Origin of the sequence: Aeromonas sp. 5HA1 (assembly GCF_029237245.1) — a bacterium.
Classification (GTDB): domain Bacteria; phylum Pseudomonadota; class Gammaproteobacteria; order Enterobacterales; family Aeromonadaceae; genus Aeromonas; species Aeromonas salmonicida.
Genome location: NZ_JAACFW010000004.1, coordinates 64,631 through 78,533, shown reverse-complemented (window position 1 = coordinate 78,533; position 13,903 = coordinate 64,631). Strand labels below are relative to the sequence as shown.

Genomic DNA, 13,903 nt, shown 5'->3' with positions numbered 1-13,903 from the left:
GTGATCGGCATGGCGCCGCAGACTTATTCCAGCATGTAGTCTGCCGGCAGAGCGACACGCGCCACGCCGGAGGTTACCGCCGCCAGCGCCACGGCGCGGGCCACCCGTGGCAGCAGACGGGCATCCATCGGCTTGGGAATGACGTAATCCTTGCCGAAGGCCAGTGCGCTCACCCCTGCGGCGGTCAGCACCTCGGCCGGTACAGGCTCCTTCACCAGACCGCGGATCGCCTCGACCGCGGCTATCTTCATGGCATCGTTGATGCGGCTGGCGCGGGCGTCCAGCGCGCCGCGGAAGATGAAGGGGAAGCAGAGCACATTGTTGATCTGGTTCGGATAATCGGAGCGGCCCGTGCCCATGATAAGGTCATCGCGCACCGAGTGGGCCAGGGACGGCTTGATCTCGGGATCCGGGTTGGAGCAGGCAAAGATGACCGGATTGGGGGCCATCAGTGCCACCGCTTCGGCGGGCAGCACATCCGGACCGGACACACCGACAAACACATCCGCCCCTTCAATCACATCCATCAGGGTGCGCAACTGCGTATCGTTGGCAAAGCGCTGCTTGTAGCGGTTCAGGTCGGTACGACCCCTGTGGATCACTCCCTGGCGGTCGAGCATGAAGATGTTGTGTGGCGCGGCGCCGCACTTGATCAGCAGATCCATGCAGGCAGTGGCCGCAGCCCCCGCCCCCATGCAGACGATGCGACTCTGTTCGATGCGCTTGCCCTGCACTTCCAGCGCATTGAGCAGACCGGCGGCGGTGACGATGGCGGTGCCGTGCTGGTCATCATGGAACACGGGAATGTCGCAGCGCGCGATCAGCGCCTCTTCGATCTCGAAGCACTCCGGCGCCTTGATGTCTTCCAGATTGATGCCACCGAAGGTATCGGCGATGGCCGCCACAGTGTCGATGAACTGCTGGCTGGTCTCGTGCTTCACCTCTATGTCGATGGCATCTATGCCGGCAAAGCGCTGGAACAAAAGGGCCTTGCCCTCCATCACCGGCTTGGAAGCCAGCGGCCCCAGGTTGCCCAGCCCCAGTATGGCGGTACCGTTGGAGATGACGGCCACCAGGTTGCCCTTGCCGGTGTAGCGGTAGGCATCGTCGGGATTGGCGGCGATCTCGCGCACCGGCTCGGCCACACCCGGGCTGTAGGCCAGCGCCAGATCGTGGGCTGTCTCGGCGGGCTTGGTGAGAGCGATGGCAATTTTGCCCGGCACGGGCTGAGCGTGGTAATCGAGTGCTTCTTGACGCAGATCGGACATGGGGGACCCCGATACGGAAGTGAATGATGTGGTGCATTGGCTCGCGACAGGCGAGGGCTGGGGATCATAAAGAAAACCGCCAGCCTTTCACAGAGGAAAGTATTGCAGGCAGCCAATGATAATTCAGTAATTAGCATGTCATGCTAACCATGAATACCCATTTAGTTATAGATATGGTTTCACCCCATCACAGGGATGCCTGCTTTGGCTTCTGCCTGTCTGGCGATGGCCTCCGTCATCCCCTGAAAGATGAAGAGATGAAACGGCAGCATGGCAAGCCAGTAGGCCAGCCCCCAGGCCCCCTGGGGATGCCAGTGGGCGGTGACCCTGATCCGGGTCAGACCGGACTCCTCCGGCAGGATATTGAACGCCAGTCGCCCCACCCCGGGCGCCTTCATGTTGAACAGCAGATCCAGCCTGCGCCCTTCATCCACCCCCAGGATCTGCCAGGAGTCCAGCATGTCCCCCTTCACGAAGCGATCCGGGTTGGTGCGACCACGGGTACGGGCCGGGCCGCCGATCAGGTGATCCATCCACTCTCGCACCACCCACAGCTCGTTCATGTAGAAGTAGCGCTGCTCACCCCCCAACTGCTGCAACACCTGCCACACCACCTCTGGCGAGGCGAGACAGATGGCCTCCCCGCTGGCGGTGCGGTCATAGAAGCCGTACTCGGGATGGCGCCAGCGCAAGCCCAGCGGCGTCTCCTCCCCCTGCTGCTCGGCCCCGAGCTTCTGCTCCAGCGCCAGACTCTCCGCCAGCGCCTCGTCAAAACTGAGCAGTGTCTGGGGCAGCAAGGCCCGCAGCGGGCCATCATCGGCAGGGATATCGTGCTTGAGGCCACCCACCAGCGCCTTGGCCACCGGCTGCGGCACAGACGTGACGAATTGCAGCCACCAAGCGGAAAGCTTGGGGCTCAGGAAGGGGATGGGAATAATGGGGCAGCGCTTGCCGATATGGGCGGCAAACTTCTGCAACTGCTGCTGGTAGCTGAGCAGCTCGGGGCCGACGGCATTGAGCACCTGGCCATCGACTCCCTCAACTTCCACCAGCCCGCCCAGATAGTGCAACAGATTGGAGAGGGCGATTGGGGGCGTGCGAGAGCGCACCCACTTGGGAGTCACCATCATGGGCAGGTTGAACACCAGATCCCGCATCACCTCGAAGGCAGCCGAGCCCGGCCCTATGATGATGCCGGAGCGCAGCTCCACCGTCGGCACACCCGAGTCACGAAACAGTTCACCACAATAGCGGCGGGAGTTGAGATGGCGACTGTTGCACTGCTCGGGCTGAATGGCACCCAGATAGATGATGCGGCGCACCCCGGCGGCGCGGGCGGCAGCGGCAAAGTTCTTCACTCCCTGCTGCTCCAGCCGGTGAAAATCGGCGCCAGCCCCCATGGCGTGGACCAGATAGAAGACGGTGTCTATATTCGCCAGCGCAGGCAGCAGTGTGATGGGCTTGAGGCTGTCGGCAAAGCGAAACTCCACGCCCTGCGGCAGGCGGCAGGGGCGACGAGCGCCAGCGATCACCCGATAACCCAGCCCTTGCAGGTGAGGGACCAGATAGGAACCGATATAACCCGCGGCCCCCATCACCAGACAATTTCGCATTGGCACTCCTCCCGTATTGTTCATGCTCACCATGCAGGTGCTGTCATCGACAGACATGCATCTCCCTTGATTGAGCCAACACCATAGGGCAAACCGGTTCAATACAAAACGTCGACCAATGAAAAAGGCGCCCGATGGGCGCCTTTTTCAGAATTCTTCAGAAGTAAGATTACTTCTTGGCAGTCAAGCCACCGAAACGCTTGTTGAACTTGTCTACACGGCCGCCGCTAGAAACTTCTTTCTGCTTGCCGGTATAGAACGGGTGGCATGCGGAGCACACGTCCAGGTTCAGATCTTTACCCATGGTAGAGAAAGTGTTGATGACGTTACCGCAAGAGCACTTGGCGGTGATGGCTACGTACTCGGGATGGATACCAGCTTTCATGGACAACCTCAATTATCAGGCCGTGTCGCTATCCGATCTTCTGTCGGACACCACACGATTGTTGAACACAGTTTCAAAGGCTGCGAATAATATAGGAAATGCCTGAGATCAGGCAAGTGGCTTCGCAGAAAAAATAGGCAATCCCTGGTGAATTCTTCCCAAATGCTGGATCTGGTTCGTGTCGCTGTCCCGGTACCGTTACGCCGTCACTTCGACTATCTCTCTCCCTTGCCCCTGCCTGAGCCCGGCTGTCGGGTCGAGATTCCCTTTGGCCCCCAGACGCTGGTCGGGCTGGTGGTCGACCATCCGGCCGAGAGCCAGGTGCCTCGAGCCAAGTTGAAACCCTTGAAAAGGGTGCTCGACAGCACGCCAGTGCTGGGGCCGGACATACTGGCACTGATGAACTGGAGCGCAAACTACTACCAGCATCCGCTGGGAGAGGTGCTGCCCCACGCTCTGCCGGTGCTGGTACGCAAGGGGGAGCCAGCTGCCTATCGTGAGCTGGAGTTCTGGTTTGCCACGCAAGCCGGGATGGATATGGACCTCAATGAGCTCAAGCGGGCTGCCAAGCAACAACAGGCCCTCGCCTTGCTGCGCAAGGGGCCGCAAACCCCGTCCGCCCTCAAGCAGGAGGAGATCCAGAGCGCGGCGCTCACGGCGCTGGAGAAGAAGGGCCTGCTGGAGAAACGCAGCCTGGAGCCGAGTCATGATGGTGACTGGGCGACGCACTTTGACGCGGGAGAAGGGCTGCGCCTCAACAGCGAGCAGGCGCTGGCGGTATCCGCCGTCACCTGCCAGAGCGACCAGTTCGGCGCCTTCCTGCTCGATGGCATCACAGGGTCAGGCAAGACAGAGGTTTACCTCAGCATTCTCGAACCCCTGCTCAAGGCGGGCAAGCAGGCGCTGGTGATGGTGCCGGAGATCGGCCTGACCCCCCAGACCATCAATCGCTTCCGCCGTCGCTTCAAGGTACCCGTGGTGGCGATGAACTCCGCCATGAATGACAGGGAGCGGCTGGATGCCTGGCTCGCCTGCCGCGATGGCGGCGCCGCCATCCTGATAGGGACCCGTTCCGCCGTCTTCACCCCGTTCAAGAACCTCGGCATCATCATCATCGACGAGGAACACGACGGCTCCTTCAAGCAGCAGGACGGCTTTCGCTACCACGCTCGGGATCTCGCCGTGATGCGGGCCCATCGCGCCGGCATTCCCATACTGCTCGGTTCGGCCACCCCGTCGCTGGAAACGCTGCACAACGCCAGAACCGGCAAGTATCACCACCTCAGCCTGACGCGGCGCGCCGGCAACGCCCAGACCGCCCGTCAGGTGATCCTGGACATCAAGAGCGTTCGGCTGCAGGCCGGGCTCTCCCCCCAGCTGGAGCAGCTGATGGCGGAGCACCTGGTGGCCGGCAACCAGGTGATGCTGTTTCTCAACCGGCGCGGCTATGCCCCCTCGCTGATCTGCCACCAGTGTGGCTGGAGCGCCGCCTGCGAGCGCTGTGACGCCTGGTACACCTGGCATCAGGCAGGGCGTCGCCTGCACTGCCATCACTGCGACAGCGTGCGCCCGCTGCCCCACAGCTGCCCCGAGTGCGGCAGCAACGAACTGATCGGCTCGGGAGTCGGCACCGAGCAGCTGGAACAGCTGCTCACCACGGTTTTCCCCCAATACCCCGTAGTGCGCATCGACAGAGACAACACCCGCCGCAAGGGGGAGCTGGAGACCCATCTCGGCGACATCAAGGCGGGCAAGTACAAGATCCTGATCGGCACCCAGATGCTGGCCAAGGGCCACCACTTCCCGGATGTGACGTTAGTGGGTCTGCTGGATGTGGATGGCGCCCTGTTCAGCGCCGATTTTCGTGCCGCCGAGAAGCTGGCCCAGCTCTACACCCAGGTGGCGGGTCGCGCAGGTCGTGCCAGCAAGCCCGGTCTGGTGGTGTTGCAGAGCCACCACCCGGAACATGCCCTGTTGCAGGATCTGACCCAGAACGGTTACGGCCACTTCGCCGACACGGCGCTGAAAGAGCGCCACCTGCTGGGGTTGCCACCATTCAGCTATCAGGGGCTGTTTCGGGCCGAGGCCAATGGCCGTGACGAGGTTCAGCTGTTTCTCGCTCGCCTCGCAGATACGCTGCGCAGCGCCCGTTACCCCCACGTGCAGGTGCTGGGGCCCATCAGCGGCTTCATGGAACGCAAGGCGGGCAAGTTCCGGATGCAGTTGCTGGTGCAGGGGCCGAACCGGGCCCCGCTGGCACAACTGATGGATTGGGCGGTCAAGGAGCTCGACGGCTGGCCCGAGACCAAGAAGGTGCGCTGGAGTCTGGATATAGACCCCACCGAGCTGAACTAAACCAGTTCGTATATTGCTCAAGCGCTGGCGGCGACTTGCCAGAAGTGGTGACTCGCGATCCCGCGATTCGTCAGCCTGGGTCCGGGTTCAGACCCGCAGATCGATCTGCTGCACCCAGCCCCCCTTGCCCTGCTCGGTGAGGTAGAGGCCGGATTGGCGCAAGACCCCCTGATTGCCGCTCTCCCCCAGATGGTTGAAGGGCGTATCGAGGGGGCGCAGCAGTATGGCACCTATTCCCAGCTCCACCAGGGCGATGGGAGCATGGTCCGGGTGCCAGAACTGCAGGGCAGAGAAGTGGCTGTCTCGTTCATCCAGTACGCCGTTGCCATCTTCATCCAGCGCCGCCAGCTCACCAAAACCGTTGCCGGAACGGGCACCGAACAGCTCGCCACCATCGTCTATGGCGCCGTTGCCGTTGCGATCCAGCGCCACGAAACCGCTGCCTTCGCTCAAACCCGGCAGGCTGTCATCCTTGCCATCCTGATCGATATCGAAGTTGACCCTTGCCTCGGTCAGATCGGCTATCTTGCCATTCAGACTGAGCACCAGCGGGTCTTTCAGGGCATTGAGGGTGGTACGGCGCTGACTCACTTCAAGCTGCCGCCAGTCGAGTACAAAACCGAGATCGAGCTGCAGGGTCTGGCCGTCACTGGTCTGCACGCTGGCCGATGCCACTACATTGAGCTGCTCCTGTTCCAGCAGAGTGTCGGTCACCTCCACCGCCTGATCCGGCTCCGCTGCCTGAGGGGCGGCCTCTCCCTGGGCCACGCCCTCTATCTCCCCTTCAGATGACTTGATGGGTTTGGGCAGCTCTATCTCGTGGCCGAGCATGGCCTCTATCATCAGCTTGATCAGCCGCAGCCGGTTATCCAGGCCGTCATTTGGATTGGTCTCCTCGGCTTCCGGCTTGACCAGAGAGGGTACCCCCTCAGTCCCCATGGCACCTGGCTGACCCGCCCCCCCTTGCGTCGAGATCGTTCTGGCTGAGCGCATCAGCTCCGCCACCACGCGTTCCACAACAGGATCCGCAGCCGGACCTGCAGCAGGGGTGGCCTCACCGGCTGTCGTATTCCCGGGTACAACCGGGGCGACAGGCCCCAGATTACGTACCTTGCGAGTCTGTAGCTGCTGATACTGGTGTTGTACCTCCCCCTGGAGGTCGTAGTGATCGATGCGCATCTGATCGCCCTCGGCGCTATACATCTGGTCAGTTATCGACCAGCTGCAACCGGGGGCTTAACACCGATTGGCTATATCAGATCACGGTTGCATCATCATCGGCACATAACAAGGCCAGGGCCAGCGATCTGGCCTGCACCAGTGCCAGCGGCTGCTGATAGCTGTGGGCCATCACAACGGCGCCCTCCAGCAAGAGACAAAGTCCGGTGGCTTGCGGGATGCTGCACCCGAGCTGCATCCTGACCCAGTTCAACAGCGTCTGTTTGTGCGCCACCACCAGCTTGCGTACCGGATGACGCGGATCGGCAAATTCGGCGCTGGCATTGATGAAGTTGCAACCGTAGAAATCACTGCGACCAAACCACTCCCCGAATCCGTCAAGCAAAGCCTGCAATCGACTCTCCCTCCCCTCCAGACCTGCCAGCTTCCCCTCGAGCAGGGCGAAGAACTCCTGCTCGCGGGAGAGCAGTACAGCCTCGATCAAGGCATCCTTGGTCGGAAAATGGCGGTAGAGGGTTCGCTTGGTGCTACCCGCCTCCGCCCAGATGCGATCTATGCCGGTTGCGTGAAAACCATGACGATTGAACAGCCGATAGGCGGTTGCCATCAGCTGTTGGCGCTTTTCACTCACGATTTATCCCTTGAAGTACACCGATCTGTCTACCTAATGTGCCTAATCACGTCAGACAAACCAAGAGAGAAACGTGATGAAAAAATGGTATGGCCCGTTCTGGGCAGGGCTGGGGGCCGCCTTGGCGATCGGGATACTGGGCTGGTTGAACGTCAGTTGGCACACGGCCCTGATCATGGCGCCTTTCGGGGCAAGCTGCGTGCTGCTGTTTTCACTGCCGGCGAGCCCGCTGGCTCGTCCGTCCAAGGTGCTCGGAGGCCATCTGCTGACCGCCAGCGTCGGACTGCTGGTGCAGTGGCTCCCCTTGCCGCTGGAGTTGCAGCTGGCATTGGGAGTGGGTCTGGCCATCGCGCTGATGCAAGGCCTGGATCTCATCCATCCCCCCGCTGGCGCCAACCCCTTGCTGGTGTTGATGACGGGGCAGGAGTGGCCCTTCCTGTGGCAGACAGTGCTGCCGGGCGCCTTGCTGCTGATCCTGCTGGGCCAAGGTTTTCAACGGCTGAAGCTGTGGCAGCTCAGAACCACATAAAGCAAAGAGGGAGGCAGCGCCTCCCTCCTTGTTATCTCGCTATCCCGTCCATGCCGTTACTGGACTGGCTGGGAGACCCCTTCCAGGTGGATCTCGACCCGGCGATCCGGGGCCAGACAGGCGATGAGTGCGGGCCTGGAGCCAGTGGTGCAGTTGTTGCCGGTCACGGGGGAAGATTTGCCACGCCCCTCGACTCGCACCTTGTCGGCAAACAGTCCCTTGGCGATCAGATAGTCGGCCACTGTGCGGGCACGTTGTTCCGACAATGCCTGATTGTAAGCATCGGAGCCGATACGGTCGGTATGCCCCACCACAGTCGCGGCACCATCCTTGGGATTGGCGGCCACTATCTGGCTGAACAGGGTATCGAGCGCCTGACTGGCAGCGGGCTTGAGGGTGGCCTTGTTGAACTCGAACAGCACATCCGAACTCAGGCTGAACGTCTTGGGGGCCACCACAACGGCAGGTGCGGGTTCCACGGCGGGGGCCGGAGCAGGGGCCACCACCTCGTTCCCGTGCTGGCCGAAGCGATAGAGCATGCCCACAGAGAGCAGGCCGTTATCCATCTCTATGCCGGAACGATCGAGGGAGGCATCTCCCAGCGGGGTTGTGTACTGATATTCGAGACGGGCGGCCCAGTCACGGTCAATAGCGTATTCGGCGCCCAGGGCCCCGACAAAAACTGCGCCATGCTTGTCACCGGTTTCCTTGATGAAATCGGTCGCCGTCCGGGCTGACAGCTCGCTGTCTGTCCAGGCGTAGCCACCACCAATCCGGCCATAGAGATCCAGCGCATCATTGACCGGAAACCCTATTTTCATGGTGGCCTGGATCATCTGGCTCTTGGCTTCCCCCTCCACCCTGACCCCGCTCAGCTCACCGGACGAGGTGTACTTGCCGAGCCAGTCATAGCCGAACTCGAAACCCAGGTTGGGGTTGAGCTGATAACCGGCAAACGCACCCAGTCCGAGAGCATCCTTGCTGGTGCCGGTATTTTGCAGCGCCCCCAGGGTATCCGAAACCACTTGCTTCTGGTCGACGTCGAAGTACTTGGACCAACCGGCCTTGCCCCCGGCATACCAGGTATTGTCCTGGGCGGCAGCCTGCACGGCCCCCGTCGCAAGCAGGCCGCTGACCAGAGCGGCAAGTATCGATTTATTCATGGTGAAAGCCTCTGCAATAAGTCGTTGTGGGCGCGCAATGCGCTCTCTTCCCTGATGGGGCCAAGCTGGCCCCATCACTCAGGTTATCCCATCTCTTGTCAGCCTCAAATGACCAGGGACTCAAGAGTGTGAAGCTGGCGACATTCCAGACGGGAAAACGACCCTGTGCATGAGGATTTTCATAGTGCGTTGAAAGCGCTGCATAAACTCGGATCTTCCGGTGGCCAATATGTCGCTGTCGCCACCATAGACCCAAGAAACAGGCCCAAAAAGAAGAGGGAGGCATAACGCCTCCCTCCTGCTTTTCGCTCTGTATCAGCTGGCCAGAAACAGCCGGTAGGCGGGGTCGTCACTGACCTCCTTCCAGCCGTAGCCAATCTCGCGCAGGTAGTCGTGGAAGGCGGCCACGTCCTCATCCGGCAGCTCGAAGGCGCAAAGCACCCGACCATAGTCGGCGCCGTGGTTGCGGTAGTGGAACAGGCTGATGTTCCAGCGACAGCCCAGGGTCTCCAGAAAGCGCATCAGGGCGCCCGGTTGCTCCGGAAACTTGAAGCTGTAGAGACGTTCACCGAGGGGCCGGGCCGGGCGGCCGCCAATCATGTAGCGCACGTGGTTCTTGGCCAGCTCGCTCTCTGTCATGTTGACCACCGGATAGCCGTTGCCGCCGAGTTGGTCGATGATCTGGCCCAGCTCCTCGTCGCCACCGGTCAGGCGCACCGAGACAAACAACGACGCCTGAGCCGCATCCGAATAGCGGTAGTTGAACTCGGTCACCATGCGCGGGCCGAGCTGACGGCAGAAGTCGAGGAAAGCCCCCTTGCGCTCGGGTATGGTCACCGCCAGCATGCCCTCGCGCTTCTCGCCGATCTCGCAGCGCTCCGACACATAACGCAGGCTGTGGAAGTTGACGTTGGCGCCCGACAGAATGGCCGCCATCCGTCCGCCCTTGACCTGTTCCCGCTCGCTGTAGGCCTTGAGCCCCGCCAGCGACAGAGCGCCGGAAGGTTCGGCAATGGCACGGCAATCATCGAAGATGTCTTTCAGCGCGGCGCAGATCTGGTCGTTGGAGACAGTCACCACCTCGTCCAGATACTGGTTGCAGAGGCGAAACGTCTCTGTGCCGATGCGCTTGACCGCCACACCGTCAGCAAACAGGGAGACCCGATCCAGATTGACCGGCTCGCCGGCCTCCATGGCAGCCTTGAGGCAGGCGGACCCCTCCGCTTCCACCCCAATCACCTTGACGTCCGGCAGCAGCTGCTTGATATAGACAGCCACCCCGGCGGCCAGGCCACCGCCACCCACAGGCACGAAGACGTGGGTGAGGTGGGTATCCTGCTCCAGCAGCTCCTTGCCGATAGTGCCCTGGCCCGCGATCACTTCGACGTCGTCAAACGGCGGTATCAGGGTGTAGCCCTCCAGTTCGGAGAGGCGGCGGCTCTCGGCATAGGCCTCATCGAAGCTGTTGCCAAACAGCATGACATTGCCGCCCTGGCGGCGTACCGCATCGATCTTGATGTCCGGCGTGGTCTTGGGCATCACTATGATGGCCTTGATGCCGAGCTTGGCCGCCGACAGGGCGACCCCCTGGGCATGGTTGCCGGCAGAGGCGGCGATGACGCCGTGATCCTTCTGCTCCTGGGTCAGGGTGGCGATCTTGTGATAGGCACCGCGCAGCTTGAAGGAGTGCACGGGTTGCAAGTCTTCACGCTTGAGCGCCACATGGTTGCCAAGCCGTTCGGACAATTTTTTAAGGGTCTGCAGGGGAGTCACCCGCGCCGCCTCATAGACGGGGGAGAGCAACACCTTGCGTAGATAATCAGCCGCAGAGACCATTGTTTACTCCTCCAGCTTGCTGCGGTCACGCACAGCGCCCTTGTCGGCGCTGGTGGCGAGCATGGCGTAGGCGCGCAGGGCAAAGGAGACCTGACGCTGACGGTCGAGCGGCTTCCAGCCACGGGCCTCCACGGCGACACGGCGGGCGGCCAGCACGCTGTCGGCCACCTCCAGCACCATGCTGCGGGCCGGGATGTTGATGTTGATGATGTCCCCATCCTCCACCAGACCTATGGTGCCGCCAGAGGCCGCCTCGGGCGAGACGTGGCCGATGGAGAGACCCGAAGTACCGCCGGAGAAGCGGCCATCGGTGATCAGGGCGCACTGCTTGCCCAATCCCATGGACTTGAGATAGGTGGTGGGATAGAGCATCTCCTGCATGCCCGGACCCCCTTTTGGCCCTTCGTAGCGGATCACTACCACTTCACCGGCCTTGACTGTGCCATCCAGAATGCCGGCAACCGCCGTGTCCTGGCTCTCGAATACCCGGGTCGGGCCACGGAAGCAGAGGTTCTCGTCATCCACCCCGGCCGTTTTTACGATGGCGCCATCAAGGGCCAGGTTGCCGGAAAGCACGGCGAGGCCCCCCTCCAGGCTGTAGGCATGCTCCAGCGAGCGGATGCAGCCCTCGGCTCTGTCCACATCCAGCTCGGGCCAGCGGCAATCCTGACTGAACGCCTTGGTGGTGCGGATGCCAGCTGGCCCGGCGCGGTAGAAGTCCACCACCTCCTGGCTCGGTTGGCGGCTGACGTCGTATTCGTTGAGCAGCTCGGCCAGGGAGCCGCCCAGTACGGTACGGGTGTCCCCGTGCACCAGACCCGCCTTCTCCAGCTGGCCCAGAATGGCGACCACGCCACCGGCACGGTGCACATCTTCCATATGGTACTTCTGGGTAGAGGGGGCCACCTTGCACAGCTGGGGCACCTTGCGAGACATGCGGTCGATATCGGCCATGGTGAAGTCCACCCCGGCCTCCTGGGCCGCCGCCAGCAGGTGCAGCACTGTATTGGTGGAACCGCCCATGGCGATATCCAGCGCCATGGCGTTCTCGAACGCCGCCTTGGTAGCGATGTTGCGTGGCAGGGCGCTCTCGTCATCCTGCTGGTAGTAACGCTTGGCCAGGGTGACGATGCGCTGGCCTGCCAGCTTGAACAGCTGCTCGCGATCGGCATGGGTCGCCAGCATGGAGCCGTTGCCCGGTTGGGAAAGCCCCAGCGCCTCGGTCAGGCAGTTCATGGAGTTGGCAGTAAACATGCCGGAACAGGAGCCGCAGGTAGGGCAGGCGCTGCGCTCCACCTGTTCGCTCTGGGCATCGGAGACCTTGGGGTCGGCGCCCTGGATCATGGCATCCACCAGATCCAGTTTGATGATCTGATCGGACAGCTTGGTCTTGCCCGCTTCCATGGGGCCGCCGGAGACGAAGATCACGGGTATGTTGATGCGCAGGGCGGCCATCAGCATCCCCGGTGTGATCTTGTCGCAGTTGGAGATGCAGACCATGGCATCGGCGCAGTGGGCGTTGACCATGTACTCCACCGAGTCGGCGATAAGCTCGCGAGACGGCAGCGAATAGAGCATGCCGCCGTGGCCCATGGCGATGCCGTCATCCACGGCTATGGTATTGAACTCTTTGGCCACGCCGCCGGCGGCTTCGATCTCGCGGGCCACCAGCTGGCCCAGATCCTTGAGGTGGACGTGACCCGGTACGAACTGGGTGAAGGAGTTGACCACGGCTATGATGGGCTTGCCGAAATCCTCGTCTGTCATGCCAGTGGCGCGCCAGAGGGCGCGGGCCCCGGCCATGTTACGTCCGTGGGTGGTGGTGGCGGATCTCAACTTCGGCATTGTCTCTACTCCCTGAATGCCCATGGGGCGCATTATTTCTTGAATGTGTGACTCGCGGATCGGGAATCGATCCTGGTCAGGGCACAACACGGATACCCTGACCGGAAGCGACTCGGGGAGGCATGGCACCTCCCCGTGCTCGTCAGCCGTTACTTGTCATCGACCGGGGTCAGCCAGTTCCATTTGTCCTTTGTCTGGCCGTTGAACAACCCGAAGAAGGCGTTCTGCAACTGCTCGGTCACTGGGCCACGGCAACCGGCACCCACCTTCATCCGATCCACCGAACGCACAGGTGTTACCTCGGCGGCAGTGCCTGTCATAAAGATCTCGTCCGCCACATAAAGCGCCTCGCGGGGCAGCGCCTGCTCGCGCACCTCATAACCCAAGTCTCGCGCTAGCGTCATGATGGTGTCGCGGGTAATGCCGGGCAGGATGGCGGCGGTGGCAGGCGGGGTGAAGAGCACGCCGTTTTTCACCAGGAACAGGTTCTCACCAGCGCCTTCGCTCAGGTAGCCGTTCACATCCAGCGCCAGTCCTTCTGCGTAGCCGTTGCGCTTGGCTTCCCGGCTGATGAGTTGGGATGAGAGGTAGTTGCCACCTGCTTTGGCGCCGGTCGGAATCGTGTTGGGGGCCAGCCGGTTCCAGGAGGTGACGCACACATCCACCCCGTTTTTCAGACCCTCTTCCCCCAGATAGGCACCCCACGGCAGGGCAGCCACCATGAGCTCGGCCTTGGCATCCAGCGGTGGATGCAGTCCCAGCCCCACATTGCCGATAAAGGCCAGCGGACGCAGATAACCGCTCTTGAGGCCGTTCTCGCGCACCACGGCGCGGCAGGCTTCATTCACCTCGGCCTCGCTGTAGGGCACCTCCATCCAGTAGATTTTGGCGGAGTCGAACAGGCGGCGGGTGTGCTCCTGCAGACGGAAGATACAGGTCCCCTTGGGGGTGTCATAGGCACGCACACCCTCGAACACAGAGGAGCCATAGTGCAGGGCGTGGCTCATGACGTGCACCTGGGCATCTTGCCAGGGAACCATGTGGCCGTTGAACCAGATATATTGCGGCTGGGGTTGGGAAGGCTGTGACATTGCTGTTG

General features: G+C 62.0%; 11 protein-coding genes. 2 read left to right on the top strand and 9 right to left on the bottom strand.

Annotated elements, in window-relative coordinates; genetic code table 11:
* Positions 1 to 23 precede the first annotated feature (23 nt).
* From GWQ27_RS05160 to rpmE, 3 genes are all read right to left on the bottom strand, one after another.
* The gene (locus GWQ27_RS05160; RefSeq protein WP_275906834.1) at positions 24 to 1,268 is read right to left on the bottom strand and encodes a malic enzyme-like NAD(P)-binding protein; all 1,245 of its coding nucleotides are present in this window, start codon (positions 1,266 to 1,268) and stop codon (positions 24 to 26) included.
* A 179-nt stretch (positions 1,269 to 1,447) separates the two neighbouring features.
* Positions 1,448 to 2,881: a DUF2867 domain-containing protein gene (locus GWQ27_RS05155; RefSeq protein WP_042467752.1), complete on the bottom strand. Its 1,434-nt coding sequence runs from the start codon at positions 2,879 to 2,881 to the stop codon at positions 1,448 to 1,450.
* 169 nt (positions 2,882 to 3,050) lie between these two features.
* The gene (gene rpmE, locus GWQ27_RS05150) at positions 3,051 to 3,266 is read right to left on the bottom strand and encodes a 50S ribosomal protein L31 (protein WP_005318234.1); all 216 of its coding nucleotides are present in this window, start codon (positions 3,264 to 3,266) and stop codon (positions 3,051 to 3,053) included.
* Between the two features lie 147 nt (positions 3,267 to 3,413).
* On the opposite strand from rpmE, the gene priA reads away from it, so the two are divergent.
* Complete coding sequence (priA, locus tag GWQ27_RS05145) at positions 3,414 to 5,621, top strand: primosomal protein N' (protein ID WP_275906833.1); 2,208 nt, start codon at positions 3,414 to 3,416, stop codon at positions 5,619 to 5,621.
* An 87-nt stretch (positions 5,622 to 5,708) separates the two neighbouring features.
* Here priA and GWQ27_RS05140 read toward each other — a convergent pair whose 3' ends face one another.
* Together GWQ27_RS05140 and GWQ27_RS05135 are read right to left on the bottom strand one after the other, a co-directional pair.
* Positions 5,709 to 6,824, bottom strand: a complete 1,116-nt coding sequence (locus GWQ27_RS05140) for a hypothetical protein (protein ID WP_275906832.1) — start codon at positions 6,822 to 6,824, stop codon at positions 5,709 to 5,711.
* 52 nt (positions 6,825 to 6,876) lie between these two features.
* Positions 6,877 to 7,431 carry a TetR/AcrR family transcriptional regulator gene (locus GWQ27_RS05135; RefSeq protein WP_265461698.1) on the bottom strand — a complete coding sequence of 185 codons (555 nt, stop codon included), beginning with the start codon at positions 7,429 to 7,431 and terminating at the stop codon, positions 6,877 to 6,879.
* 133 nt (positions 7,432 to 7,564) lie between these two features.
* On the opposite strand from GWQ27_RS05135, the gene GWQ27_RS05130 reads away from it, so the two are divergent.
* Positions 7,565 to 7,960: an HPP family protein gene (locus GWQ27_RS05130; protein WP_211183137.1), complete on the top strand. Its 396-nt coding sequence runs from the start codon at positions 7,565 to 7,567 to the stop codon at positions 7,958 to 7,960.
* 56 nt (positions 7,961 to 8,016) lie between these two features.
* Here the strand turns inward: GWQ27_RS05130 and ompA are convergent, their stop codons facing one another.
* The 4 genes from ompA to GWQ27_RS05110 form a co-directional block, all read right to left on the bottom strand.
* Complete coding sequence (ompA, locus tag GWQ27_RS05125) at positions 8,017 to 9,123, bottom strand: porin OmpA (RefSeq protein ID WP_058395154.1); 1,107 nt, start codon at positions 9,121 to 9,123, stop codon at positions 8,017 to 8,019.
* A 315-nt stretch (positions 9,124 to 9,438) separates the two neighbouring features.
* Positions 9,439 to 10,959 (bottom strand): threonine ammonia-lyase, biosynthetic, encoded by a 1,521-nt coding sequence (gene ilvA / locus GWQ27_RS05120; protein ID WP_169047048.1) that lies wholly within the window; start codon positions 10,957 to 10,959, stop codon positions 9,439 to 9,441.
* Between the two features lie 3 nt (positions 10,960 to 10,962).
* Entirely contained in the window at positions 10,963 to 12,804 is a 1,842-nt protein-coding gene (gene ilvD, locus GWQ27_RS05115; RefSeq protein WP_275906831.1) for a dihydroxy-acid dehydratase, read from the bottom strand.
* Positions 12,805 to 12,953: 149 nt separating this feature from the next.
* Positions 12,954 to 13,895 (bottom strand): branched-chain amino acid transaminase, encoded by a 942-nt coding sequence (locus tag GWQ27_RS05110; protein WP_059111903.1) that lies wholly within the window; start codon positions 13,893 to 13,895, stop codon positions 12,954 to 12,956.
* Positions 13,896 to 13,903: the final 8 nt, after the last annotated feature.